General features: G+C 42.8%; 25 protein-coding genes and 1 pseudogene. 11 read left to right on the forward strand and 15 right to left on the reverse strand.

The features are described from left to right. The first annotated feature begins 2 nt into the window (after window positions 1-2). The 11 genes from hisD (at window position 3) to SC127_RS16745 (ending at window position 9570) form a co-directional block, all read left to right on the forward strand. Window positions 3-1307 carry a histidinol dehydrogenase gene (hisD, locus tag SC127_RS16695; protein ID WP_332627165.1) on the forward strand — a complete coding sequence of 435 codons (1305 nt, stop codon included), beginning with the start codon at window positions 3-5 and terminating at the stop codon, window positions 1305-1307. After that, window positions 1304-2380, forward strand: coding sequence for a histidinol-phosphate transaminase (gene hisC / locus SC127_RS16700; RefSeq protein WP_332627166.1), 1077 nt, complete (start codon window positions 1304-1306; stop codon window positions 2378-2380). The genes hisD and hisC overlap by 4 nt, the downstream gene beginning before the upstream one ends. Then, window positions 2377-3444, forward strand: coding sequence for a bifunctional histidinol-phosphatase/imidazoleglycerol-phosphate dehydratase HisB (hisB, locus tag SC127_RS16705; RefSeq protein ID WP_215846295.1), 1068 nt, complete (start codon window positions 2377-2379; stop codon window positions 3442-3444). Before hisC ends, hisB begins: the two co-directional genes overlap by 4 nt. Then, window positions 3444-4034, forward strand: a complete 591-nt coding sequence (hisH, locus tag SC127_RS16710; RefSeq protein WP_215846293.1) for an imidazole glycerol phosphate synthase subunit HisH — start codon at window positions 3444-3446, stop codon at window positions 4032-4034. Before hisB ends, hisH begins: the two co-directional genes overlap by 1 nt. Then, a complete protein-coding gene (gene hisA / locus SC127_RS16715) occupies window positions 4034-4771 on the forward strand; it encodes a 1-(5-phosphoribosyl)-5-[(5-phosphoribosylamino)methylideneamino]imidazole-4-carboxamide isomerase (protein ID WP_332627167.1) in 738 nt (245 codons plus the stop codon). The genes hisH and hisA overlap by 1 nt, the downstream gene beginning before the upstream one ends. Continuing rightward, window positions 4753-5529, forward strand: coding sequence for an imidazole glycerol phosphate synthase subunit HisF (gene hisF / locus SC127_RS16720; RefSeq protein WP_215846291.1), 777 nt, complete (start codon window positions 4753-4755; stop codon window positions 5527-5529). Before hisA ends, hisF begins: the two co-directional genes overlap by 19 nt. After that, entirely contained in the window at window positions 5523-6134 is a 612-nt protein-coding gene (gene hisIE / locus SC127_RS16725; RefSeq protein WP_332627168.1) for a bifunctional phosphoribosyl-AMP cyclohydrolase/phosphoribosyl-ATP diphosphatase HisIE, read from the forward strand. Before hisF ends, hisIE begins: the two co-directional genes overlap by 7 nt. A 365-nt stretch (window positions 6135-6499) precedes the next feature. Then, the gene (locus SC127_RS16730) at window positions 6500-6835 is read left to right on the forward strand and encodes a helix-turn-helix domain-containing protein (RefSeq protein WP_332627169.1); all 336 of its coding nucleotides are present in this window, start codon (window positions 6500-6502) and stop codon (window positions 6833-6835) included. Beyond that, window positions 6822-7298 carry a YbaK/prolyl-tRNA synthetase associated domain-containing protein gene (locus tag SC127_RS16735; RefSeq protein WP_332627170.1) on the forward strand — a complete coding sequence of 159 codons (477 nt, stop codon included), beginning with the start codon at window positions 6822-6824 and terminating at the stop codon, window positions 7296-7298. The genes SC127_RS16730 and SC127_RS16735 overlap by 14 nt, the downstream gene beginning before the upstream one ends. 65 nt (window positions 7299-7363) lie before the next feature. Continuing rightward, entirely contained in the window at window positions 7364-8161 is a 798-nt protein-coding gene (locus SC127_RS16740; protein ID WP_243077602.1) for an ABC transporter substrate-binding protein, read from the forward strand. 110 nt (window positions 8162-8271) lie between these two features. Next, a complete protein-coding gene (locus SC127_RS16745) occupies window positions 8272-9570 on the forward strand; it encodes a succinylglutamate desuccinylase/aspartoacylase family protein (protein WP_332627171.1) in 1299 nt (432 codons plus the stop codon). A gap of 31 nt (window positions 9571-9601) precedes the next feature. Here SC127_RS16745 and SC127_RS16750 read toward each other — a convergent pair. The 15 genes and pseudogenes from SC127_RS16750 to cpsG all read right to left on the reverse strand — a co-directional run. After that, window positions 9602-9712 (reverse strand): annotated as a pseudogene (locus SC127_RS16750) (hypothetical protein); the annotation flags it as partial. Window positions 9713-9831: 119 nt separating this feature from the next. After that, complete coding sequence (locus SC127_RS16755; protein ID WP_243077600.1) at window positions 9832-12126, reverse strand: hypothetical protein; 2295 nt, start codon at window positions 12124-12126, stop codon at window positions 9832-9834. Beyond that, complete coding sequence (locus tag SC127_RS16760; RefSeq protein ID WP_332627172.1) at window positions 12123-13013, reverse strand: hypothetical protein; 891 nt, start codon at window positions 13011-13013, stop codon at window positions 12123-12125. The genes SC127_RS16755 and SC127_RS16760 overlap by 4 nt, the downstream gene beginning before the upstream one ends. 103 nt (window positions 13014-13116) lie before the next feature. Beyond that, the gene (locus SC127_RS16765; RefSeq protein WP_332627173.1) at window positions 13117-14064 is read right to left on the reverse strand and encodes a glycosyltransferase family 2 protein; all 948 of its coding nucleotides are present in this window, start codon (window positions 14062-14064) and stop codon (window positions 13117-13119) included. A 108-nt stretch (window positions 14065-14172) separates the two neighbouring features. Further along, window positions 14173-15579: an NADP-dependent phosphogluconate dehydrogenase gene (gndA, locus tag SC127_RS16770; RefSeq protein WP_243077597.1), complete on the reverse strand. Its 1407-nt coding sequence runs from the start codon at window positions 15577-15579 to the stop codon at window positions 14173-14175. Between the two features lie 136 nt (window positions 15580-15715). Then, a complete protein-coding gene (locus SC127_RS16775) occupies window positions 15716-16828 on the reverse strand; it encodes a glycosyltransferase family 4 protein (RefSeq protein WP_279233905.1) in 1113 nt (370 codons plus the stop codon). Continuing rightward, window positions 16825-17991, reverse strand: coding sequence for a glycosyltransferase family 4 protein (locus SC127_RS16780; RefSeq protein ID WP_332627174.1), 1167 nt, complete (start codon window positions 17989-17991; stop codon window positions 16825-16827). The genes SC127_RS16775 and SC127_RS16780 overlap by 4 nt, the downstream gene beginning before the upstream one ends. Continuing rightward, window positions 17967-18869, reverse strand: coding sequence for an NAD-dependent epimerase/dehydratase family protein (locus tag SC127_RS16785; RefSeq protein WP_332627175.1), 903 nt, complete (start codon window positions 18867-18869; stop codon window positions 17967-17969). The genes SC127_RS16780 and SC127_RS16785 overlap by 25 nt, the downstream gene beginning before the upstream one ends. A gap of 1 nt (window position 18870) precedes the next feature. Further along, window positions 18871-19911: a GDP-mannose 4,6-dehydratase gene (gmd, locus tag SC127_RS16790; protein ID WP_243077594.1), complete on the reverse strand. Its 1041-nt coding sequence runs from the start codon at window positions 19909-19911 to the stop codon at window positions 18871-18873. Window positions 19912-19958: 47 nt separating this feature from the next. Next, window positions 19959-21341 (reverse strand): glycosyltransferase family 4 protein, encoded by a 1383-nt coding sequence (locus SC127_RS16795; RefSeq protein WP_243077593.1) that lies wholly within the window; start codon window positions 21339-21341, stop codon window positions 19959-19961. Beyond that, window positions 21342-22559, reverse strand: coding sequence for a hypothetical protein (locus SC127_RS16800; protein ID WP_243077592.1), 1218 nt, complete (start codon window positions 22557-22559; stop codon window positions 21342-21344). A 3-nt stretch (window positions 22560-22562) separates the two neighbouring features. Beyond that, the gene (locus SC127_RS16805; RefSeq protein WP_332627176.1) at window positions 22563-23483 is read right to left on the reverse strand and encodes an FkbM family methyltransferase; all 921 of its coding nucleotides are present in this window, start codon (window positions 23481-23483) and stop codon (window positions 22563-22565) included. Further along, on the reverse strand, window positions 23480-24703 hold the full coding sequence (locus SC127_RS16810; protein ID WP_243077590.1) for an ABC transporter ATP-binding protein: 1224 nt from the start codon (window positions 24701-24703) through the stop codon (window positions 23480-23482). Before SC127_RS16810 ends, SC127_RS16805 begins: the two co-directional genes overlap by 4 nt. Then, on the reverse strand, window positions 24703-25500 hold the full coding sequence (locus tag SC127_RS16815) for an ABC transporter permease (RefSeq protein WP_279233904.1): 798 nt from the start codon (window positions 25498-25500) through the stop codon (window positions 24703-24705). Before SC127_RS16815 ends, SC127_RS16810 begins: the two co-directional genes overlap by 1 nt. Continuing rightward, window positions 25497-26876 carry a phosphomannomutase CpsG gene (cpsG, locus tag SC127_RS16820; RefSeq protein WP_332627177.1) on the reverse strand — a complete coding sequence of 460 codons (1380 nt, stop codon included), beginning with the start codon at window positions 26874-26876 and terminating at the stop codon, window positions 25497-25499. Before cpsG ends, SC127_RS16815 begins: the two co-directional genes overlap by 4 nt. Window positions 26877-26884: the final 8 nt, after the last annotated feature.

The following is a 26884-nucleotide window of genomic DNA, read 5'->3' on the forward strand; positions in this document are numbered from 1 at the left end:
CCATGGCCTTTGCAACCCCAATCAACTGGCAGCAATGTAGCGAGGAACAGCAGCAGGCGCTGCTGATGCGTCCGGCAATCGCCGCCTCAGAAAGCATCACTCAAACCGTTCGCGACGTGCTTGATCAGGTTAAAACCAACGGTGATGAAGCGTTGCGCACTTTTAGCGCGCGCTTCGATAAGGCGCAGGTTGAAAACTTGCGCGTCACGCCGCAGCAAATTGAAGAGGCCAGCGCCAGATTAAGCGACACGCTGAAACAGGCGATGGCTGTTGCGGTGAACAATATTGAAACCTTTCACAATGCGCAGATCCTCGCGCCAGTCGATATTGAAACGCAGCCCGGCGTGCGCTGCCAGCAAATTACGCGTCCGGTAAAATCGGTTGGTTTGTATATTCCCGGTGGTTCCGCGCCGTTGTTCTCCACCGTGCTGATGTTAGCAACGCCAGCGCGTATTGCGGGTTGTGGTCGTGTGGTGCTTTGCTCTCCACCGCCAATTGCTGATGAGATCCTCTATGCTGCGAAGCTGTGTGGTGTAGAAGAGGTGTTCCAGGTTGGCGGTTCACAAGCCATCGCTGCCCTCGCCTTTGGCACTGAAACCGTGCCGCGTGTCGACAAAATTTTTGGTCCCGGCAACGCTTACGTTACCGAAGCCAAACGTCAAGTGAGCCAGCGTTTAGATGGCGCGGCAATTGATATGCCTGCCGGCCCATCGGAAGTGCTGGTGATTGCTGATGAAGGCGCAACGCCAGCGTTTGTCGCCTCTGATCTGTTGTCACAAGCGGAACATGGACCCGATTCACAGGTCATCTTGTTGACGCCTTCTTTAGCCCTGGCTGAAGGTGTCGCCGAGGCAGTAGAACAACAACTGGCGCAACTGCCGCGTGCGGCGACTGCTCGCCAGGCATTGGAAAGCAGCCGTTTGATTGTGGCGCGTGATATCTCGCAATGTGTAGAAATCTCCAATGCCTATGGCCCTGAGCATTTGATCATTCAAACGCGCCAGCCGCGTGAACTTGTGGATTCCATTACCAGTGCAGGTTCGGTTTTCCTCGGTGACTGGTCGCCAGAATCTGCAGGTGATTACGCTTCAGGCACCAATCACGTTTTGCCAACCTATGGTTATACCGCAACCTGTTCCAGCCTGGGACTGGCGGATTTTCAGAAACGTATGACGGTACAAGAGCTGACGCCACAAGGTTTCATGAACCTTGCCGCTACCATCGAAACACTGGCCGCTGCTGAACAGTTAGATGCCCATAAAAATGCCGTTACCCTGCGCGTTGCCGCACTGAAGGAGCAAGCATGAGCCTGAATATTGAAGATTTGGCGCGCGAAAACGTGCGTACTTTGACGCCCTATCAGTCGGCGCGTCGCTTGGGTGGTCAGGGCGATGTGTGGCTCAACGCCAACGAGTTTCCGCTGCCGGTGCCGTTTGAGCTTTCGCAGCAGACGCTGAATCGTTATCCAGAATGCCAGCCAAAATTAGTGATTGAACGCTACGCAGCCTATGCCGGATTGCAGCCTGAAAACGTGTTGGCAAGCCGTGGTGCAGATGAAGGCATTGAACTGCTGATGCGCGCCTTTTGCGAACCCGGCAAAGACGCAATTCTGTTTTGTCCCCCCACCTATGGCATGTACAGCGTCAGCGCCGAAACCATCGGCATTGAGTATCGCACCGTTCCGGCGCTTGATAACTGGCAACTGAATTTACCCGCGATTGCCGACAAGTTGGAAGGCGTGAAGATTGTCTATCTTTGTAGTCCGAACAATCCTACCGGCAACCTGATCAACCCGGATGATATTCGCCAGCTGCTGGATATGACCGCCGGTAAAGCGCTATTGGTAGCAGATGAAGCCTATATTGAGTTCTGCCCGGAAGCGACGCTGACCAGTTGGCTGAAAGATTATCCACATTTAGTTGTGCTGCGCACTCTGTCGAAAGCCTTTGCGCTAGCGGGTTTACGCTGCGGCTTTACGCTGGCAAACAAGCCGGTTATCGATCTGCTGTTGAAAGTGATTGCGCCCTATCCACTGGCCACGCCGGTGGCAGATGTAGCGGCTCAGGCATTGAGCGAGCAAGGCATTACATTGATGCGCGAACACGTTGCCCAGTTAAACGACAACCGCAGCTGGCTGCTAACGCAGCTCGCTCAGTGCGCCTGCGTCGAGCAAACTTTTGCCAGTGACACCAACTACGTGCTGGCGCGCTTCACTGATTCGCCAACGGTATTCAAAACGCTGTGGGATCAGGGCATTATCTTGCGTGACCAAAACAAAAATCCGGGCCTGTCGGGATGCCTGCGCATTTCCATCGGCACGCGTGAAGAGTGCGAGCGAGTGATCGCCGCGCTGCAAGCCTTATCTGTGGAGCAAGCATGAGCCAGAAGACCCTTTTTATTGACCGCGACGGCACCATTATTTCTGAACCGCCTGCCGATTTTCAGGTGGATCGCATGGACAAGTTGGCATTTGAACCCAACGTGATCCCTACTTTGCTGGCGCTGCAAACCGCCGGTTATCGTCTGGTGATGATCACCAATCAGGATGGTTTAGGCACGTCGAGTTTCCCGCAGGCGGATTTCGATGGCCCGCACAATCTGATGATGCAAATCCTGACATCGCAAGGCATTCAATTTGATGATGTGCTGATCTGCCCGCACATGCCGGATGACAACTGCGATTGCCGCAAGCCAAAAACCAAAATGGTTGATGCGTGGCTGGCTGAAGGCGCCATTGATGTAGCCAACAGCTATGTGATTGGCGATCGCCTGACTGATGTTCAGCTCGCGGAGAACATGGGTATTGAGGCAATCCGCTATGGCGCCGAAGGTGAAGACTGGCGCGCCATTGAGCAGCGTTTGACTAAGCGTGACCGCTACGCGTTGGTGAACCGCAACACCAAAGAAACCCAAGTCAAAGTAGAAGTCTGGTTAGACCGCGAAGGCAGCAGCAAGATCAACACTGGCGTCGGTTTCTTCGACCACATGTTGGATCAGATTGCGGTGCATGGTGGCTTCCGCATGAATATCGAAGTGAAAGGCGACCTCTACATTGATGATCACCACACTGTTGAAGATACCGGCCTGGCGCTGGGCGAAGCGCTGTTAAAAGCGTTGGGCGACAAGCGTGGCATTGGCCGTTTCGGCTTTGTTTTGCCGATGGATGAATGCCTGGCGCGCTGTGCATTAGACATCTCTGGCCGCCCACACATTGAGTTCAAAGCTGAATTCAATTATCAACGCGTTGGCGATCTCAGCACCGAAATGGTTGAGCACTTCTTCAGCTCGCTTTCTTACAGCATGATGAGCACGCTGCACCTGAAAACCAAAGGTAAAAACGATCATCATCGCGTTGAAAGTCTGTTTAAAGCCTTTGGCCGCACGCTGCGCCAGGCGATTCGCGTGGATGGCAACACCCTTCCGAGTTCCAAAGGAGTGCTGTGATGAATGTGGTGATCCTTGATACCGGCTGCGCCAACCTTTCTTCGGTGAAATGGGCGGTTGAACGCCTGGGTTATACGCCGATTGTTAGCCGCGATTCTGACGTGGTACTGCGTGCCGACAAGCTGTTTTTACCGGGCGTTGGCACCGCCAAAGCGGCAATGGGTCAGCTTGAAGAGCGTGACCTTATCGAGTTAATCAAAGCCTGTACTCAACCGGTGCTGGGCATTTGTCTCGGCATGCAGTTGCTGGGGCGCGGCAGTGATGAGAACGGCGGGGTTCCAACGCTGGGCATTGTTGACGAACCGGTTTCGCTGATGGATACGCAAGGTTTGCCGCTGCCGCACATGGGCTGGAACCAGATCACCGCGCAAGCGGGTAATCATCTGTTCCGTGGCATTGACGAAGGCAGCTACTTCTACTTTGTCCATAGCTATGCCATGCCGGTTAACGCCAGCACCATCGCGCAATGCCATTACGGTTTACCGTTCACGGCGGCGCTGCAAAAAGATAACTTCTTCGGCGTGCAGTTCCACCCAGAACGCTCTGGCAAAGCGGGCGCGCAGTTGCTGAAAAACTTCCTGGAGATGTGATGATTATCCCCGCGTTAGATTTAATTGACGGCAAAGTGGTTCGCCTGCATCAGGGTGATTATGGTCAGCAGCGTGATTACGGCAGCGATCCGCTCCCGCGTTTGCAGGAATACGCCAGCCAGGGCGCAGCGGTGCTGCATTTAGTGGATTTAACCGGTGCAAAAGATCCGGCAAAACGCCAGATTCCCCTGCTGAAAACCTTGTTGAATGGCGTTGATGCCATCGTGCAGGTCGGTGGTGGTATTCGCACCCGCGAAGATGTCAAAGCCCTGCTGGATGCGGGTGCAAGCCGTGTGGTAGTCGGTTCCACGGCGGTGAAAGAGCCAGCAGAAGTGAAACAGTGGTTTAAAGAGTTTGGCGCTGAGGCCATTGTGTTGGCATTAGACGTGCGCATTGACGCGAATAATCGCAAAGAAGTGGCGATCAGCGGATGGCAAGAAGCCGCCGGCGTGACGCTGGAAGACGTCATTGAGCAATTCCAGCCCGTTGGCCTGAAGCATGTATTGTGTACCGATATTTCGCGTGACGGCACGCTAACTGGCTCCAACGTGGCGCTTTATCAGGAAGTGACTGCGCGCTATCCAGAGATTGCATTTCAATCATCTGGCGGCATCGGCGAACTGAGCGACATCGCCGCGCTCCGCAGCAGCGGTGTGCAGGGCGTGATCGTTGGACGCGCATTGTTGGAAGGCAAATTCACAGTTTCGGAGGCAATCTCATGCTGGCAAAACGGATAATTCCTTGTCTCGATGTACGTGACGGTCAGGTCGTCAAAGGCGTTCAGTTCCGTAATCACGAAATCATTGGTGATATCGTGCCGCTGGCGCAGCGTTACGCTGAAGAAGGCGCAGACGAACTGGTGTTTTACGATATTACAGCATCATCCGATGGCCGTGTGGTGGATAAAAGTTGGGTATCACGCGTTGCTGAAGTGATCGATATTCCGTTCTGCGTGGCGGGCGGTATCAAATCTGCCGAAGATGCGGCGCGCATTCTGGAATTCGGCGCTGACAAGATTTCCATTAACTCGCCCGCGCTGGCCGATCCTTCCTTAATCACCCGCCTTGCTGACCGCTTTGGTGTGCAGTGTATTGTGGTGGGCATTGATACCTGGTTTGATGAAAGCACCGGTAAATATCACGTCAATCAATATACCGGCGACGAATCCCGCACCCGTGTTACCACATGGGAAACGCTGGATTGGGTGCAGGAAGTGCAGAAACTCGGCGCGGGCGAAATCGTGTTAAACATGATGAACCAGGATGGCGTGCGTAACGGCTATGATCTGGTGCAGCTGAAAAAAGTGCGTGAAGTTTGTAAAGTACCAATGATCGCTTCTGGCGGCGCGGGCACTATGCAGCATTTCCTTGAGGCCTTTGAACAGGCCAACGTCGATGGCGCACTGGCCGCGTCGGTGTTTCACAAACAGATTATCAATATTGGTGAGCTGAAAAGCTTTCTGATCGACAACGGTGTGGAGATTCGCGCGTGTTAACTGTTCAACAACTGGCCCAACTTGATTGGGACAAAACGCAAGGCATGATGCCGGTAATCGTACAGCACAGCGTATCAGGCGAAGTGCTGATGCACGGTTATATGAATAAAGAAGCGCTGGCAAAAACGCTGCAAGAAGGCAACGTCACCTTTTTCTCGCGCACCAAAAATCGCTTGTGGACCAAAGGCGAAACCTCAGGCAACTTCCTGAAAACCGTGAGTATTACACCTGACTGCGATAACGATACGCTGCTGATATTGGCGAATCCCATTGGCCCAACCTGCCATCTCGGCACGTCAAGCTGCTTTTCACCCGCTGCGCCAGACTGGACTTTCTTGTATCAGCTGGAGCAGCTGCTGGCTTCACGTAAAAATGGTGATCCAGAAAGCTCCTACACCGCAAAACTCTACGCCAGCGGCACCAAACGCATCGCGCAAAAAGTGGGTGAAGAAGGCGTTGAAACCGCGCTGGCGGCCACCGTCAACGATCGCCATGAGCTGACCAACGAAGCGTCGGATTTGATCTATCACCTGCTGGTGTTATTGCAGGATCAGGATCTGGACTTCAGCACCGTCATCGCAAACCTGCGATCTCGTCATAAGTAAATTGTGCAATATGCTGCTCAAAATTGTGGTCATATGATAATTTTGAGCAGTATTTTCCTCAAAAAAACCTCAAAACGCTAATATTGAGCAATATACTGCTCAACAGAGGGGCGGCATGTTAACCCTACAATTGTTTGTCGATAATCAATGGCACGATATTGCGTTTCTGGACGTCAAAGAGCCACGCAAAGGCCGTGAAAGCGCCGCCGCCCTCGCCTTCTAATTCAACTATGCCATTGACCCTATAGATCGTAACAATTATGCAAGCTGCAGCCTGAAATATGCGCAGCAAATGGGTGCTCAATTTTGAATTTGCCGGCTATTGGTTTTGATTATTTAGACCAACGCATCGAAGGATGGCGACTATGAAGATAACGATATCGCCTTTTCAGCGTGAAGCCATGTTGCTTGAACTGCTTCAGCAGCTTATTGAGGATAAGCTGTCGCAAGGCGAGTTATTAATGCAACTACGTAAAAAGGTGTTGGGATTCTCGCAAGAGCGCTATGCCGCACTGGTGGGCATCAACCGTCGAACGTTATCTGATATTGAGCAGGATAAAGAGAACACCACGCTAAGCACCTTAAATCGAGTATTTAAACCTTTAGGGCTTAAGTTAGGTGTATTACCTCGCCAACCGCATATGCTGAAAACATTATTAATCCAGCTTGCTGATCATGGAGAGTCCAATGACCACATATGAAAAACTGATCGCCCTGCTTAATCAGCATCAAGCGCGTTACCGGCTGATGAACCATGAAGCCACCGGCAAATGCGAAGCGGTGGCTGCTGTTCGCGGTACTGAAGTGGGACAAGGCGCCAAAGCGCTGGTGTGTCATGTGAAAGGCAACGGCATTAAACAGCATGTGCTGGCGGTGTTACCCGCCGATCAACAAGCGGATTTAGCAAAAGTGGCGGATGCTGTTGGCGGACGCCGTGCATCGCTGGCCAGCCCAGCCGAAGTGGATTCGCTGACGGGCTGCGTGTTTGGCGCGATTCCGCCGTTTAGTTTTCATCCGGCATTAAAACTGGTTGTTGATCCGTTGCTGTTTGAACGTTATAGCGAGATTGCCTTCAACGCCGGTTTGCTGGACTACTCGGTAATAATGAATACAGAGGATTACCGTACATTCAGTAATGCTAACGTAGTGAAAATAATCCAGTAATTGCCATCACCAGAGGTGAAAGGTAATCTTCATTGTTCAACATCACGAATAAAGAAGACCTTATAATGGCAAATTTTTTCACTAAAACACGTCTGCGTCAGACGCTGGTTATGGCGATGATGGCAGGCTGTGCATTCGGCGCGCAGGCAAAAATTGAACAGGTACGCTTCGCTGTCGATCCCACCTATCCTCCTTTTGAATCAAAAACGCCACAGGGCAAACTGGTTGGTTTTGATATCGACTTGGGTAATGCTTTGTGTGAGCAAATGCAGGCTAAATGCGTCTGGGTAGAAAGCCAGTTCGACGGCATGATCCCTGCGCTTAAGGCGCGTAAATTTGATGCCATCCTTTCAGACATGGGCATCACCGAAGAACGAATGAAGCAAATTGACTTTACCGTGCCGCTGTATGACACCCACACCCAGCTGATTGCCCGCAAAGGCTCGGGTATTTTGCCCACGGCTGAAGCGCTGAAAGGCAAAACGGTTGGCGTTGAGCAAGGTACCGTGCAGGAGCGTTATGCGCTGGCAAAATGGCAGCCGCACGGCGTGACCGTGGTTCCGTATGGCGATCAGGCGCAGGTGGAAAGCGATTTGATTTCAGGTCGATTGGATGCGGTCTTCACCGATGCCGCTCAGGCCGCTATTGGCTTTCTGAAGCATCCACAAGGTAAAGATTTCGAGCTGGCTGGCCCAATTGTGCAAGATCCGATTATTGGTCCCGGTACAGCAATCGGCTTACGTAAAGGCGATGCCGAGCTGAAAACCGCGCTTGATAACGCCTTCGCGGAAATCAAGAAAAACGGCACCTTCGATAAGATTCAGAAATCCTATTTCGCGACTGATATCTCAATTCAGCAGTGATATCACAGGCGGCATTTGTGCCGCCTGTTGTTATTCAGCACTATACTTTTCTTTTTATGCTCATTTATAGGGCGTTAAATTTCTCGCCCGCAGCCGATTACAGGACCGATATGCATCAACAACATCATCCTCTGCTAAGCGCATCGTTAGGCACTCAACGCGAAATTATTAGTTTCCACTTCGGCGAAGACAATAAACGACAGGTCTATATTCAGGCGGCTTTACACGGCGATGAACTGCCCGGCATGGCGGTTGCGTGGTTTTTAAAGAAGCGTTTACAAGCTCTGGAATGTGCTGGCCAGTTAAAAGCAGCCTTTACGCTGGTACCCGTCGCGAACCCTTTGGCGTTAAGCCAGCATTGGCATGGCACACATTTGGGCCGATTCCATACACTTTCTGGTCAGGACTTTAATCGCAAGTTTCCGTCTTTAGGTGAGGCGCTAGCGGAGAAGCTTTCAGGTTCGTTTACGCAAAGTGAGTATGATAATAAACGACTGATTCGTAACGCCATCGACCTTCACTACCGCGACACCATTCCTAAAACCGAACTGGATGCGCAGCGCTTTACCTTGATGCGTATGGCAAGCCAGGCCGATTTAATGATTGATCTGCATTGTGACTGGGAAGCCGTGCCGCATTTATACACCACGCCACATGCCTGGCCAGATATTGAGCCGCTGGCGCGTTGGCTGGGCAGCGAAGTCCAGTTGCTGGCACAGATTTCGGGTGGTGAACCCTTTGATGAAGCTTGTTGCGAGCCTTGGTTAACACTGGCAGACATTTTCGGCAAAGAATACCCGATGCCGCGTGGCTTGTTACCGGTGACGCTGGAGTTGCGTGGTGTGCGTGATGTCTGTCCGGAGCAGGCTGAGAAAGATGCGGATGCGATTATTTCTGCTTTGCAAGAAGGTGGCTATATTGGCGGTAGTGAACCTACGGTTTCCGTTGAAGTCGCCGCGCCTGTCATTGGTGGCGACGAATTAGTGTCGGTGAGCTCTGGCGGCGAAGATGTGAGTGTTAACGCTGAAAATGGTGTTGGTTTAAGCGCACCGAATATGATTGAAGCGGCCGATGAGTCGAGCGTGATCAAAGAGCGCTATAGCGAAGGTACTGCTACCGCTTCCCCTGCCCTGAAAAATCCGCCTACGCCGTTGTCGGGTTGCGAGTATATCCATTCACCCGTATCGGGATTAATCCTGCATCGTAAACCATTAGGCGCGCATATCCGATCGGGTGAAGTCGTCGCGGAGATTATCGATCCGGTGACTGATCAAGTAACGCCGCTTGTGGCTGAGTTTGGCGGAATTTTGTATGCACGACATTGGGTACGCTTTGCTACGGCGGGGATGCTAGTAGTGAGGTTGGCGGGCGAGAATGAGGTTAGAAGTGGTGAGTTGTTGGTGGGGTAAAAAAAGGCTTCCCGAAGGAAGCCTTTTTAAATTAATCAAGCCATTCCGTATGGAATACACCTTCTTTATCCGTACGCTTATAAGTATGCGCACCGAAATAATCACGCTGGGCCTGAATCAGGTTAGCGGGCAGAACTGCTGATAATAGCTGCCATAGTCATTTAATCATAAAAGATCAGCCATTTAATCGTGCGAAATTTACATAATCTAATATATAAAAATGGCAGGCTGTAAATTATAGCAGCATCTAGGCCTTATATTTTATTGCCCGATAGAAATATTTTGAAGCGAGATTCCTAAAATACGCGAGTCAGAACCTATACCCAACTCAGCGGGAGACTTCGCATTTTTAACCTCTATAATAATATTTTGTTTCAAATTACCATGATCGATAGGGATAGGGGTAATTACGCTATTATTGTCATCAATAACTTTCTTGACCGTAACAGGCTGTCCTTTAATATAAGTTTTAAAATATACAACCACAGGAGAATCCTTATCATTTAAAAGCACATTATATTTGAAATAATAATAATTTACCGAAGACGAAGGGACGTTTAATTGAAGCTCAGCATTTTTATGTGACCAAGCATGGTGTTCCTCCAAGTAATACCAACCTTCCTTGAAAATTTCAGTAAGTTCATAATTATTTTGGTCAACGATTAAGGGGTAATCATATGAGGCTGAATTAATAAATTTTTTGAATTTTTTTTCATCTATACCAATTAGGGCATAAAGGTCATTATCCATTACAGTTATAAAAGGTGTCATTTTTAATTGCTGTAAGATATTTGTATATTCGCTTTTTATTTTATCTGGGCAAAGGAAATGCAAATCATTAACCAAACTTGTACGCATAGCAGTTTTCAGAGGCAATAATGTCTCATGGGGACACTTCCAATAATGAGCTGACCACAGCATGTTTACATAGGGAATAACTATATAATCAACATTTTTATCAAGCAGCAATTGGATAACATAAGGCGTTTGTTCTACAGTTAATGCACCTTGTAAACTTCCCATAATCATGGGCCAGTGTTCTTTAGCCTCACTGAGATTTTTATCACCGCCAATATTGAAAGTTTTAAATCCTGAAAAAGGAGCCAAGTAATTGGCAAAAAAATCATTATTCCAAGGAATAAATGCTACTTTTGACTGAGGGGGAACATCATGTCTCAGCTTTTCAACCAAGGTATCATTGATATTTCCAACAGAGAAAAAATAAGCCCTTCCATAATTCCAACTATTTTGAAGATGCGGCAAATATAAAGCAATCAAAAATAATGCAGCCAAATACTGTAGAAATTTATTTTTTCCAGAAATGTACTTTGCAGTTAATAACCAAAACATAAACAGACCAAGCGCAACCCAGCGATATGAAGCTCTCATAACGTTAAAGCCGGGTAAATTCTCAGAAATTAGTGCATTACCTGTTGGCATTACAGCATAATTTGACGGCATTAACATTGTATTGGCAAGCGTATTAATTTGAGAATAATTATCTGGCTTGAGCGAATTTATTTTTAAAGATGGCCCTAAAGCCATATAAAATGAAAACAATCCAATTAAAATGAAACAGTTTAACCAAGAAATTTCTTTGCGGTACTTAAACCAGCCCAAAATTCCCAAAACGATAAATGGTAATGAGTAACTTGTTTCCCATACAGATGCATCTCCAAAATATTCATTCGATAAACGATGAGATGACAAATGCAAACTATCTGCCAGCCAAAATATCCCTTCAGTTGGTATTGCTAAAAAAATAACATCAAGCCCCCAGCCTCGAAAAAATTCAATAGGCTCAGCCTGATAAGCAGTTTTCCCAATAAAAAGAGAATAAAGTTCATAGGAAATGGCAAAAGCCAGTAAATGAACTGGCAATTTGTATATTATATATTTGTATTTATTATCAGAACGGATGCAGCCGAATAATATTATAGACGTGCCAGCCACAGCGAACATCATGAATGTATACCCATCCATAAAGATTGAAATCATCGCTGTAAAGACGTATAGCACAGCACAACTAACAAAAGAAAATTGAAGTCTTTCGTTTGCCAGACTGAAAGCAAGTGCACGCCAGCAATAAAAAGGCAATAACGCAACACCTAAAGAAAGCATTGAATATCCAGAATGCTTTGTTATTACCGGTGTTATTAACCACAATACTGAAAACAAACAGGAAATATAATAATTAATACCGAAATGTCTTGTTAGCCTATATGCACCATAAAAAGCGCAAAATAACCAAACTGAAAAAACTAAGCTGTAAGCAGCTTCAGGTAATACGCCTAATTTTATAAAATAACTTATGGGTAAAACTGCGGATAATCCAAAGGCAATCGCAGCTGGCTCTGGTATGCCAATATCACTGGCATAAACATTGAAAATTCCTCCGTTAGCTAAAGACTTAGCATACCCCATTGCCCATAATGCTTGCCCCATTGTAGGCAAAGTGAAATAAGGTATAGTATTATTAATAAATACTACAAACCCCAAACATAATAACAGAAAAAAAATTCTTAAAAAAAACATACGCCGTGGAAATTCACTCATTTAAATTCACTTTTTTTCATCGCGCACGCGATCCCATAAAAAATAAAATCGCCAACTACTGTTACAATCCTTGAAATAACAACAGAGATCAGCAAATCATTTTCATTAAAAAAACCACCCAGAAGGTAAATCAGAACAACCTCTCTAACTCCTACACCTGCTGGTGCACCCGGTGTTATTAAACCTATAAGCCACGCACAAACATAAGCTGCTGGTATTATTATCACCAACCATCTAGTGTCAATATTATTTACGAGAACATTCCCTTGAGTAATCATAAATAATACAGCAGAAAAAGTTGCCCCCGAAATAATAAGGAAAAATATTTGCAACCGGAATGCTTTTGCGAAATTACACCCTAAAAATATTTGAAAAAAATAATTAACCAAAAATAAAACAGCAATAAAAAAAAACAAAAACAAAAGTATATATGAAGAGTTGATTTTAATTAACAAAGGAATAATTAGAATGCTAAAAAGTGCTCCCGAAAAAACAAGCAATACTAATTCCCAGAGAGTGGATTTAGCCAGTTTTTTAGCAGATGCGGAATCTGCCATTCCTAAAGCTTGTCGGCCTGCATAATGGAATATATTACCTGGTATATATTTAGCAATTTGTGAGGTACCGTAAACCTTGATTGCCCACAGATAACTTCTCTTTTCCCCACATTTCTCCAATATGTTTTTCCATACACAACCAAGTATTATACTCGAACCTCCATAAGCTATTGAAATGATCAAGAGCAAAACGATAACCAAAGGATTAAAATAACCATAAACTTCAGGAGTTAAATAATTTTTTAAGCGAAAAAAAACAAAGAATAAACTAAAAACCGCTAAGAAACTGCCTACAATATTCATTGTTTTTTTCAGGTTAGCGCTATTCATTTAATAAACCTAACTCTTAAAATTAATTTTTTAAAATCTATCATATTAGCGTGGAATCATTAAACAAAATGACTCCGCACTTTTATTTAAAACAAAAAAAGCGTTAATCTTCACGTTTATGAATAATTTGATTAATTTTCACCCTGACATCTTCAAGTAACTTACGGTTTGCCGACAATAGATCGGCGAGGAATGATACCAAGATTGTTTGAAATCCCATCATAATTAAGATTGCTGAGAGGATTAATGACTGAACATGACCATTACCCGATTCAAAGAGATAGAAATACATATATCTAACGCTTATTAGAAAACCGATTAACATAAGTGAAGAGCCGATCGTAAGAAAAAATCTGAAAGGTCTATAAATCACAAAAATACGAATAATAGTAAATATGCTGCGCTGGATATAGGACGGGATACTTTTTACTAGCCTTGATGGTCTAAGGTCATCATTAACATTAACAGGAACAGAACAAATTGAAATGTCTTTTTGACCAGCTTGAATAATTGTTTCCAAGGTATATGTATATTCACTAAATACCATAAGTTTCTGTGCAGCACTTTTACTGATTGCGCGAAAGCCACTCGGCGCATCAGGTATGTTTGTTTTACTTGCACCTCTCACAACCCAGCTACCTAATTTTTGCAAGAATTTTTTAGCCGGAGAAAAATGTTCAATAGTTGAAATTGGTCGTGCACCAATAACCATCTCCGATTTTTTCTTTAAGATGGGTTTTACCAGATCTGGAATATTTGATGCGTCATACTGATTATCTGCATCAGTATTTATAATCACATCTGCCCCTTGCTTCAAACAATTTTCAATACCTGTCATGAAGGCAACAGCGAGACCTTTATTGCCCATGTGTTGAACAACATGATCAACACCGCATCTTTTTGCCACTTCAACGGTAGCATCAGTACTACCATCATCGATAATTAACCATTCAACGCTATCAAAACCCTCAACTTCACGAGGTAAAGCAGTTAAGGCTATTTCCAAAGTTTCAGCTTCATTAAAGCAAGGCATTTGAATTATTAATTTCACACTAGTTCCTAAATCATAAAAAATACATATAAACAAAATTTGTGTTGTTTATAAAGCATTAGACAAAAAAAACCCAGCTTAGCTGGGTTTTTCTATTACTTTAAGGGATCATTCCAACCATTCTGTGTGGAATACACCTTCTTTATCCGTACGCTTATAAGTATGCGCACCGAAATAATCTCGCTGGGCCTGAATCAGGTTAGCGGGCAGAACTGCTGAGCGATAGCTGTCGTAGTATGCAATCGCAGCTGAGAAGGTCGGCGTTGGAATACCATTTTGAACAGCATAAGCAACCACATCACGCAGCGCCTGCTGGTATTCATCAGCAATGTTCTTGAAGTAAGGTGCTAACAGCAGATTTGCAATGCTCGCGTCGTCTGCATAGGCATCGGTGATCTTCTGCAGGAACTGGGCGCGAATGATACAACCCGCGCGGAAGATCTTAGCAATGTCACCGTAATGCAGATCCCAGCTATATTGATCTGATGCTGCTTTCAGCTGTGAGAAGCCTTGAGCGTAAGAAACGATTTTACCCAAATACAGAGCACGACGCACTTTCTCGGTGAATTCAGCTTTGTCACCGGTGAAGGCTTTTGCTTCTGGGCCGCTTAAAACTTTAGACGCTGCAACGCGCTGAGTTTTCAGTGAAGACAAGTAACGTGCGAACACCGATTCAGTGATCAGCGACAGTGGCTCGCCAAGATCCAGTGAGCTTTGGCTAGTCCATTTACCAGTGCCTTTGTTCGCGGCTTCATCCAGAATTACATCAACCAGATATTTTCCGTCTTCATCTTTCTTAGTGAAGATATCTTTGGTGATGTCGATCAGGTAGCTGCTTAGCTCGCCGTCGTTCCACTCACTAAAGGTTTTAGCCAGTTCTTCGTTGCTAAGATTCAGTGCGCCTTTCAGCAGTGAATAAGCTTCAGCAATCAGCTGCATGTCACCATATTCAATACCGTTGTGCACCATCTTCACATAGTGACCAGCGCCATCTGGACCGATATAGGTTACGCAGGCTTCGCCTTCAGCACGGGCAGCAATCTTCTCGAGGATGGGTGCAACCAGTTCATAAGCTTCTTTCTGACCGCCAGGCATGATGGATGGACCTTTCAGGGCACCCTCTTCACCACCGGAAACGCCGGTTCCAATGAAGTTGAAGCCTTGCTCAGAAAGCTCTTTATTACGACGGATGGTGTCTTTATAGAAGGTGTTACCGCCATCGATAAGGATGTCGCCTTTATCCAAATGCGGAGTCAGTGAAGCGATAGTTTTGTCAGTAGCTTCTCCCGCCTGCACCATCAGCAAGATACGGCGTGGTTTTTCTAATGAGTCAACGAACTCCTCAATGGAGTAGTAAGGTGAGAGTTTTTTGCCTTCATTCTCAGCGATGACTTCATCAGTCTTTTCGCGTGAGCGGTTGAAGATAGAAACAGTGTAACCGCGGCTCTCAATGTTAAGAGCCAAGTTGCGGCCCATTACTGCCATACCTACAACGCCGATCTGTTGCTTGGACATCATATACTCCTGTCTGAGGGACACTCCACAAACGCCAAGGTTTGTGAACAAAACTGGCAAACATGTTAACTCAGGTTAACGAGAATGCGGTAGACATTGGTGCGATAGCTAAAAGGAAAATATCTGTAAATAAGCCCTATTTAATCAGGGAATTATAAAGATCGGTATAGCTTTTAACCATTTTCTCAGCAGTAAAAAGTTGCTCAAAACGTGCTTTTGCGCCCTTACCCAGCTTCGTTGCATAAACCTTATCATTCCAGATTATATCCATAGCGTTACGTAATGCAGCCGCATCGCCTGGCGGGACAACTAAACCCGTTTCGCCATCAATATTTATATAGGTCGTACCTGTACCAATTTCGCTTGAAATTAAAGGCTTAGAATAAAGAGCTCCTTCAAGCAATGAAATACCAAATGCTTCTGAACGTAAATGCGATGGGAAAACAATACAGGTAGAAAGAGCGAGAAGCGCTGCTTTATCATCGTTACCTAATGCGCCCAAAAAATGTATGTTATTTACGTTTAATTCTTTAGCCTGTTTTTTTAATTCTTGTTCTATAGGGCCAGCGCCAACAACAACAATGGGATAAGAACTATTTTTTGCAGCGTCTATAAGTATATGTAAACCTTTATAGTATCGAAAGGTGCCGATAAAAAGAAAGAAACCATCAGGAAAATTAGCGCCCCACTTATTTATACACTCTTTGGCAGGGTTTAAATAAAATTCTTCATCTAATCCATACGGAATGACAGAAACTTTATCTAAATAATTCGATAATACAGGACTCGTTTTAACGTAGTTTGGCGAGGCGGCAACAATTGCATCAACACTGCTGAGAAATTTATTCATCAAAGGAGAGTAAATTTTAGCCAACGTTTTTTGTTTTACAATGTCTGAATGATAACTTACTACGCAAGGTTTATTAATGCGAGCTGCAAAATGCATTAAATCCATAAAAGGATAAGGGTAATGATAATGAATTACGTCAGCATTCATCGCCAACTTTTTAAATTCACTAATTGCCGAGAATGAAAAAGGCGTAGAGGCTAATTCACATACTGTTTTTACACGATGGATTGTATGGTGATCAAAAATCGATTCTTTTTCTGTAAAGTTTGGGCTATGAGTAAATACTGTCGATTTGATACCTTCTTTGATTCCGCCTTCAGCAAGTTGATAGATTACTTGCTCAATTCCTCCAAAGGTATCTGGATAATACGTTTTATAACAATGCAGAACCTTTATCATATAAATCTAGCAACCTGCTCATAAGCTTCAATTGTTTTATCCGTGCAATGTGACCACGAAAAATTCCGTGATTGTGCTAATCCAGCCTTAATCATCTCACTTTTAATTTCTGAATCATCAATCATTTTTTTTATATAATTAGTTAAGGTTTCAATATCTTCAGGGTCATGCATTAATGCAGCATTGCCAACTACCTCTGGTAAAGAGGTCGCATTCGAGCAAATCACTGGCGTCCCAGAAGCCATGGCTTCGAGCACGGGCAGGCCAAACCCTTCATAAATTGAGGGAAAAACAAAAGCAGTTGCTGAGCTAAATAGAACAGGAAGATCTTTTCCCGGCACGAATCCTAAATATTTAAGCCAGCCTTCAGATTCACCTTTGTTAAACAGCTTGAACAATGCTTCATTTTCCCAACCTTTATAACCGCTAATTACGAGCGGATAAGCTCTTTTTTCTTGGAGAGATAACCTGTCATAAGCACGAAGTAAAGTAAGGATGTTTTTACGTGGCTCAATGGTGCCAGTATATAAAAAAAACTGGCGCCATTTTATCTTGTAATCAGCCAATACTGATTCAACATCGACTTTCAGACGAGGATGAAAATTAGCATTACAGGCTAAAGGGGCTACAGTAATATTTTTTGATTCAACCCCAAAAAATTCCATTAATTCTTTTTTGGTAAAATTAGAGTCGGTGATCAACATGCTTGCACGTTTAATCGTGTTCCTAAGTTCTTTCTGCATCAAATGCACGCGTCCTGCTGGATGGAATTGCGGCCAATGAAATACTGAAAGGTCATGAAACGTCGCCACAGCATGATTAACTCTAGGTGGAAGATAATAATTAGGGCTATGAAATATGTGATCTTTATATTTTTTTAAAGCAATCGATTTTGCTACTGGAAATGTGAGTCGATATACTTCACTTACTATTTTGCTTTTTTGTAATTTTCGTTTAAGCGATTGAACAGATTGCGCAGATTCGCTTGCAACTGCAAGAGTATCACGAATCCGAGTACCGTGTATGAAAGTTAAATCAACTTTTTCTGTTCGGCGTTGCAATTCATTAGCAAGCTCAAACGCGTAGCGCCCAATCCCCGTTAAAGGATATTTAATACAGTCGGTTGAGAAGACCACACTTAACTTTTGGCTTCTAACATCCATTTTAATGTTTCTCTTAGAGGGATTTTAGATAGCTTACTATTTGTTAACTCCATCAAAAGGCTAACATCACCACATAACTCTTTTATTTCATTGGCTCGAACGAATTGCGGATTAACTTTGATTTGAATAGTTCTTCCGGTTAATTCCTCACAAAGAGTAATAACCTCACGTAATGAGAACATTTCGCCAGATGCTACATTAACGATATGCCCCGCTGCTTTTGAAGACAGAAGAGCCATATAACAACGTGCAAGGTATCTTACATCAGAAAAATCACGCCAAACATCAATATTACCTAATTCAATAACGTCTTTTTCTTCTCTAAAATGTTTTACTATTTTTGGAATCAAAAAATTATCAGCTTGACCTACACCTGTATAATTGAATGGTCTTGTAATGATAATGGGAAGCTTGTTATTAAATAACTTTGCCATGTGTTCCATAGCAACTTTACTTACTGCATAATCATTAGCCGGATTAACATTACTTTCTTCACTGAGTTTTCCTGGCGTAGTATTGCCATAAACATTCGCGCTACTTGCTAATAAGACGGCTTCTGGCAGCTTTTCAAGCTCAGACAAAACTTGTAAGAGATTACGTGTCCCACAAATATTGACGTTATAAAATGCATTTACGTCATCATGGCCGACAAAAGCGATAGCTGCCAAATGGATCACTACGTCCGGTGAGATCAGATCAATAGCTGCCTTTACTTCAGATATTTTAGTCAGGTCTGCTACGTAATAATTTTTGAGGTCATTTGCGGGAGTAGAACCAAGGCCATACACTTCATATCCGGCAGCGGATAACTCCGCTGCCATATAACGGCCAGTAAAGCCCTTGATCCCGGTGATCAATGCTTTTTTGCCATTATTCATATTAAAACGAGAATCCTTGTTTGTTACGGCGAAGATCTTCTTCAACCATCATTGCACACAGTTCTTCCAAAGTCGTTTTTGGTTCCCAGCCTAAAATGTCTTTAGCTCTCTGAGGATCACCGATCAGCAATTCTACTTCTGCAGGACGATAGAATTTAGGGTTAACCTTAACGACCACTTTGTTAGATGCAACGTCAATCGCAACTTCTTGATCATCTTTGCCTTCAAAGCGCAATTCGATGCCAACCGCTTTGAATGCCATTGAAACAAAATCACGTACAGTTTCAGTACGATTAGTTGCAAGTACGAAGGTATCGGGTTCTTCTGCCTGCAGCATCAACCACATCCCTTCTACATATTCTTTAGCAAAGCCCCAGTCACGCTTAGCGTCCATGTTACCCAGCTCAAGTACATCTAACTTGCCGAGTTTTATCTTAGCAACGGAATCAGTAATTTTACGCGTAACGAATTCCTGCCCACGCAAAGGAGATTCGTGGTTAAACAGGATGCCGCTTGAAGCGAAAATGTTATAGCTTTCGCGATAATTGATGGTCATCCAATGTGCATACAGCTTAGCAACGCCGTATGGGCTACGTGGGTAGAATGGCGTGTCTTCTTTTTGTGGAATCGCCTGAACTTTACCAAACATTTCTGAGGTTGATGCCTGATAAAAGCGAATTTTTGGATTTACAATGCGAATAGCTTCTAACAGATTAACAGGACCAATACCGGTAATTTCGGCAGTTGTCAGAGGCTGATCGAATGAAACGCCAACAAAGCTTTGCGCTGCAAGGTTATAAACTTCTGTTGCTTGGCTTTCTTGTAACAGGCGAATACTGGATGACAAATCAGTAAGATCATATTCAACTAAATGAAGATTAGGATTTGATTTAATTCCCAACTCTTCTATACGCCAAAAATTTACTGAACTCGTACGACGATAAGTTCCAAAAACCTTATAACCTTTATCGAGTAATAATTCGGCTAAATATGCACCATCTTGACCTGTAATGCCTGTTAAAACTGCAATTTTGTTAGTCATACTAAATTCCAAATATAATTTTCAGATTAAAGATAAAGTTTATAATATCACGAATTTAAAATTGAAGCTGCGGTCTCAGACCATTTGGTGGGTGCGAATTCATTTTGAATTCTTAATTCACGTCGTTTTATTTCATCAGGATGTTCAATAAAATGTTTGATTTTTTCTGCCCACTCGGGGACATCCCACGGATCTATATAGTCTAAAAGTTCTCCTGCAACTTCAGGCACAGATGCTGCTGATGAAGCTAGGCAATATTTCCCGAAAGCTAAGCTTTCCGCTACCGGTAGTCCCCAGCCTTCATAAAGAGATGGATATACAGTAAACAAAGCATTTTTATAAAGCTGGCTTAATTCAGGATCAGTAATGTTATTTAGCTGTATAATCTTCCCTTTCACTCTAGGGTCCAAATTCAAATCCGTGATAAAATCATTCATTCCCCAACCTTGCATGCCAACAAAAATGAGTAATGGAAGATTAGGAACCTTTTGATCAATTAGCCGAGTGTAAGCTTTATAAAGCACCTCATGGTTCTTGCGTCTTTCGATGGTTGAAACAAAAAGTAAGTAAGGTTTACTCATTAAATTTCTTAGTTCTAGAGAAACATCATCTTCATTTTTGTTTACCGGCAACTCACAACCTAGCTTAACAATAGTTAATTTGGGTATAGGCGTACCCAATTCCTTTAAAAGTTCAGCCAAATCATTTCTAGAGCACTTCGATATGCAGAAAATTTCGTCGGCGCACCATGCCACGTTTGAAAAATAATGTGCAAATTTTCCTGCTACATCACCTACACATAAATGGGGCAATTTTACAGGGATCACATCATAGCAAAATAATTTCACAATGAGGTTTGCTTCTTTTTTAATTTTGTATAAATAACCAAAATCTTTTTGATCCCAATCCAGCCCTAATGAAATATACGTATCCCCTTCATGGAAAGGGTATTTTAATCCGATTGCAGTCTCACCTTCAGTGAATTGTATTTGAGGCATTAACCTAACAGGTTTAAACCATTGCGTTAAAGCCAATTTTGCATATCTCAATGAAGTAATACAACTTACAACGGCAGGCTTACGTGGCAACAGATAGCTAAAAACTTTACGCTGATATCGATGAGGAATCTTACCTATGAATTTTAGGATATGTTTTTTTAAGCGAGTCTCAAATCTTTCACTAAGTTGTGTATCAACTTTTTTTTCAGCAGGCGTCTTTATGCTTCCGTTAATTCGGGCTATTGTTTCCTCCACCTGGGATCGTGAAACTTCGTAGTAACCACTTTGTACACTATATCCGCAGAATTTTACTTGCTGTCCGGTAATTTGATGTAAAGCATAATGTGCACATTCAACTTCAGTCCTTACTATACCTACAGCAGCTCTATGCCACCCAAGTATTGTTGTTACGTCTACCCAAACATTATGCATTTACTGTTGCTCCATGAATTTTTCAACGTCAGAGAACAGACCTTCCAGAGTCCTATCCCAAGTTAATTTTTGCATTATCTCCTTTTCTTCGTCGTTTAATACCGGAGTTGGTGAAGAAAGAATATTTCTAGAAGATATATGAAAATCTTGTGGGGAATTAACGATTTTTACTCTTGTTGAATTAATATAATCTTCAAATCCCCGAAATGCAGAGGCTGTACCTATTACGTATTTGCCTGAATATAATGCTTCAGCAGTTTTAAGATTTGAACCACCGCCATGCTCAATAGGTAAAAAGTAAGCATGCGCGAGATTTTTAACAATTCCTAAGTCATTATCATCCAAAACATATAATAATTCTAACCGACTCATATTAATACTTGTCCATTTAGAATCAGAAACCTCTCTGTATATATGTTCACAAACGCTCCCAGCAATTACTAACTTACTATCCGGAGGAATGCAGGCCAAGCTTTCACCAATAATTTTTATAAAACTAGTAAAGTTTGGCGGATGAGCACTCGCGATGTACAGCATCCAAGGCGACTTAGGTAGTTTCTCAATCCATTTATTTTTATTTGTATTATTGTAACTAAGATCCCACGGTTTAATTCCATTAGCAGCTAATATTACCTTACCCCCTCCCCAACTAGCCATTATTTTGGCATCATTTTCTGTTACAGCAGCGATAATATCTGCTTCGACTGTTGCCTTTATCTCTAGACTCTGTATTTTATCAATCACTTCATGATGATCAGGGATATTATATTGCTCTAAAATGTCTTTCTTAAGTAAATATTCGATATTTTGCGAACCGAAGATTAATATTGCTTTTTTGAATTTATCTAAAGCCTTTATTTTTTTTGCTAAATCCCAAAGCCAACATTGCTCCACATGGATCACATCAATATGATCAGGCAAATGCGAAACTACTTTGCTGAAAGTATCTCTGTCAGAAACCGCAAATTCAGCGGTAAGCAAATCATTTATTAATGGGATATTACGGCCTTCGAATTTCCTAAATTCTGAATCTATTGGAAAAGGAATATCATACGGTCCTAAATCATCTCCAATGAAACTTTCTTGCTCATATATAGCAATTGATCGCGCAGTCCATCCATTATTGCTAAACTTATTAACGAGTTGAGAAAGCCTTATTTGGCCACCATGGCGAGGCTTAGCAAAAGGATAAGTGCTTAGAAAAACTATACTTTTCATATTTCAATCTCGTTTAAAAAAACTAGCAAATCTTCTAAATGGCGCCATTAGCTTCCATGACCGGCTTTCATATACTGAGCATAATTCTTTGTTTAAAGAAATAAGATTATTTTTTAACTCATCATTATCTTTCGTTAACTCTGAAATCATTTTTTCATTATCAAAAATTTCACTCTCTAAATTTTCATTTTTTACTTTGAGCGCGCTAATTTCTTTACGATTAGTTTCATCTTGATATTTAATGAAGTCGTCAAAAATATTAGGCGGCAATGAAAAAGCATGAGCCAATTCATCATAATGCTCTTCACTAAGATAAAATCGATTCAACCCATCAAAATAAATAAATTTATATTGATTAGAAAAAAGAATTTGTTCCCATGAAGAAAAACTTTCTAATTGAGAGTTAGGAATTGTAGATTCGATGATTACAATCCAAGGCCTAAATTTTTCCCAATTATTACTTTTTATCACATTCTCTTCAAACCCCTCAACATCCACTTTTAAGAAATGAATATCTTTTTGAAGTTCGGGGAGATGTTCTAATAACAGGGAATCAAGTCTCTTTACTGGTGTTTTGGTCCACTTTCCTTGAAAACCATTATTTTCATGAATCTCTGCTACCTTTTTATCTAAAGTAGCCCAACCTCTAACATCACATTCCCATATTTCTAAATCTGCGTTGATATCTGAAACAGCGCAATGAAGGTTAATATCTCTCTGTCGTTCATTAGTTAAAGCAAAAATGTGTTTTTTTAATGGCTCAACGTTGATCCCTGTCCAACCTTGTAAATAAAATAGATTTGTTACAGAGTCTAATACCGGATCATTAGCACCGACATCAACATAGAATCCATTTTTAATATTTTTAAGCGCTCGCCAAAGTATAATATCTTCGAAGTTTTGCGCATAGCTTATTTTTGTCATACCGATTTAATCTCAATTTCAGGATCTATCCAGGCACAGCCTGCAAAATGTTCTTTATTTATATTTATAATATTAAAGACTAACGCCAGATCTCGCCATTCGTAATTATTAACCAAATGCGTATCCGTACTAACAAGCGCGGTTTGTATAGAATAACTACCAGGCCCTAAATTAGCGTTAAACTTTATTTCAAATATATGCTCTGTTCCTTTTTTAACTTCATAAATTGGAAGTTTTTTTAAATCAGTATTCGTACCAAAAACTACCTGCCCAAGCCGATCTTTAATCCCATAGCCAAGTACTAATCTTGGAATATCTTCATTAACTTTAACTACTATTTTAAGAGTAACGAGCTCGCCAACATCGACAAACTCGATAGTTTCGCCTTTTTTATTTAGAATACGGATGTCTTTTACTGAAGCTTCTCCGCTACCAGATATCGTTTGAATGCTGCCGTCACTTAACTCTACTTGCTCTATTTTTTGATTCTGTTTGTCTGCAAGTAAGGCATTATAGTAATCCATTACCGCTTCAGGCTCGCCCTCCATTTCAACTTTACCTTGGTTCAGCAAGATTGCTTTATTACAAACACTTTGAATTGACTGCTTGTCATGAGACACAATAAGAAGTGTGGTACCTTCACGATTGAATTCTCTTATACGATTGAAGCTTTTATGCTGGAAATAGGCATCTCCAACTGACAAGGCTTCATCAACAATCAAAATATCTGGCCTTACAGCGGTTGCCACAGAAAAAGCTAAGCGCATTTGCATTCCACTTGAATAAACGCGTACTGGCTCATCAATGTAACTACCAATTTCAGCAAAAGCTTCGATTGAAGGCATTAAATTATAAATTTCATCGATACCATAGCCTAGTAATTGGCCTGACATAATAACATTCTGTCTTCCAGTAAAGTCTGGATGAAAACCCATTCCTAGCTCAAGCATCGCTGCTACTCGGCCTTCTAGCAAGATAGTTCCTTCCGTTGGCTGGGTAGTACCAGTTATCATTTTCAGTAGTGTACTTTTACCGGCACCATTAATCCCAATGATACCTAAAGCCTGTCCCGGACTAACTTCAAACGAAACATTTTCTAGAACCCACTTTAATTTATGCCGTTCCTTTTTACCTGGAAGGAACCATTCAGCTAATCGACTCCACCTACTTGGGTATTGTTTGTAAGCTTTCCCAACGCCACTAACGGAAATTTTACCCATTATAATTCATCCACCATTTCACCAGAGTGATTACGGAAAAGTTTAAGTCCGATAATGCAGAGCACCAAACCTATTAATAATGCAGGCAGTAAACTTTCATAGTTTGGCCACTGCCCTTTAACTAAAATATCTTGGCTTGATGATATAACACCATACATAGGATTTAATTTAAGATATTCATGTATTCGGGCTGGTAATATTTCAGCGGGATAAATAATAGGTGTAAGCCAAAACCAAAACTGTAAAGCTATACCAAAGAACTGTCCAACATCTCTAAAAAAAACATTCAAAACACCGAGGGTTATACCTAAACCCATAGCAAACACAACCATAACAATTAATATAGGAATCAATGATAAGAACACAACTCCCGGAAAGTTCCCTGTAACCACCAGAAAGACTGTGAAAATACCAAATACTATTGAGAAATTTAGTAATGCATTTAAAATTATAGTTACAGGTAGACACAACCTGGGGAAGTTCACTTTTTTAAGTAGATTTGCATATTCTAAAAAAACATTTTGGCCCCGACCTACGATTTCAGCGAACAATCCCCAAGTAAGTATTCCAGAACATAGGTAAATACTGTAACCAAAAACATTCCCTACCCCTGGGATTTTTGAATGCATAACTTGTGAAAAAATTACCGTATACACTACTATCATGGACAATGGATTTAAAATATTCCAAGCTGCCCCGAGTAATGAATTTTGATACTTTGATTGAAATTCTCTTTTAACATTACCAAGAACAAAGCCTCGATAGTTCCACAGCGCCCTTCCAATTGCCATTATCATACGCTGCCCTTCATAAGCAATTCAATTTCTTTGACTTTTTGAAAAATTAAATCGGAATTTGATTTGCTCTCAATATTTAGCCTAAGCAGAGGCTCAGTGTTTGAAGTCCTCAAGTTCATCCGCCAATTATTAAATTCAAAACTGACCCCGTCAGTTTCATCAAATTTTTCCGCATAACTTTTATAACTTTGCTTTATAGTTGTTATTATATTTAGCGCATTTACCACTTTATAATTAATTTCGCCACTACAAGGGAATGCTTTCATCCTCTCAGATACCATTTGCGAAAGTGATAAATTCTTCACCGCTAATAATTCTGCGACAAGCAGCCATGGAATCATTCCGCTATCACAATAAGCGAAATCACGGAAATAGTGATGTGCGCTCATCTCTCCGCCATAAACCGCATCTTCTTCACGCATACGCTCTTTAATAAACGCATGTCCAGTTTTAGACATTACCGGAATGCCACCCGCCTTAGTGACCACATCGATCGTGTTCCAGGTTAAACGCGGATCATGGATAATTTTAGCGCCGGGCTCTTTTTTCAAGAATGCTTCAGCTAACAAACCAACGATATAATAGCCTTCGATAAATTCAGCATTCTCATCAAACAGGAAGCAGCGATCAAAATCGCCATCAAAGGCTATACCCAAATCGGCTTTATGTTCACGCACCGCATCAGCCGTATCTTTACGGCATTCAGGTAACAATGGATTAGGAATTCCGTTCGGGAAGTTACCGTCAGCTGCGTGATGTACTTTAATAAAGGAAACGGGTGCATTCGCTTGCTGAAAGCGTTTTTCAATCTCATCGATAACATGCCCGGCAGCACCGTTGCCGGAGTTAATTACTAACTTTATCGGTTGGGTAAAGTTAGCGAGATTGATGTAGCTCATCAAATGGTCAACGTAGGCATCCAATACAGAAATCTGTTTGTAGGTGCCGCGTTTGCTTGCTTCAACTGGAGCAAAGTCATTTGCTTCTGCCAGGCGCTGCACATCGCGTAGGCCGGTATCGCCGCTAATTGGTCGAGCACCTTCACGTACTAACTTCATGCCGTTATAGTTCATTGGGTTGTGGCTGGCAGTGACTTCAATGCCGCCATCAATACCTAAGTGGAACGTGGCGAAGTAAATCTCTTCAGTGCCGCTCATACCGATATCTAAAACATCGGTACCCGCGTCCCTTAAACCGTTTGCTAATGCAAGCTTCAATGGCTCGCTGGTAAGGCGCACATCACCACCAACCACGATGGTTTTAGGTTTGATGAACTCGCCGTATGCGCGTCCAATACGATAAGCAATATCTTCGTTTAGTTCAGTACCAAGCTCACCACGTATGTCATAAGCTTTAAAACAGGTCAGTGCTGCCATGATCTCTT

Source organism: Pantoea sp. T14, assembly GCF_036663535.1.
Taxonomy (GTDB): Bacteria; Pseudomonadota; Gammaproteobacteria; order Enterobacterales; family Enterobacteriaceae; genus Pantoea; species Pantoea phytostimulans.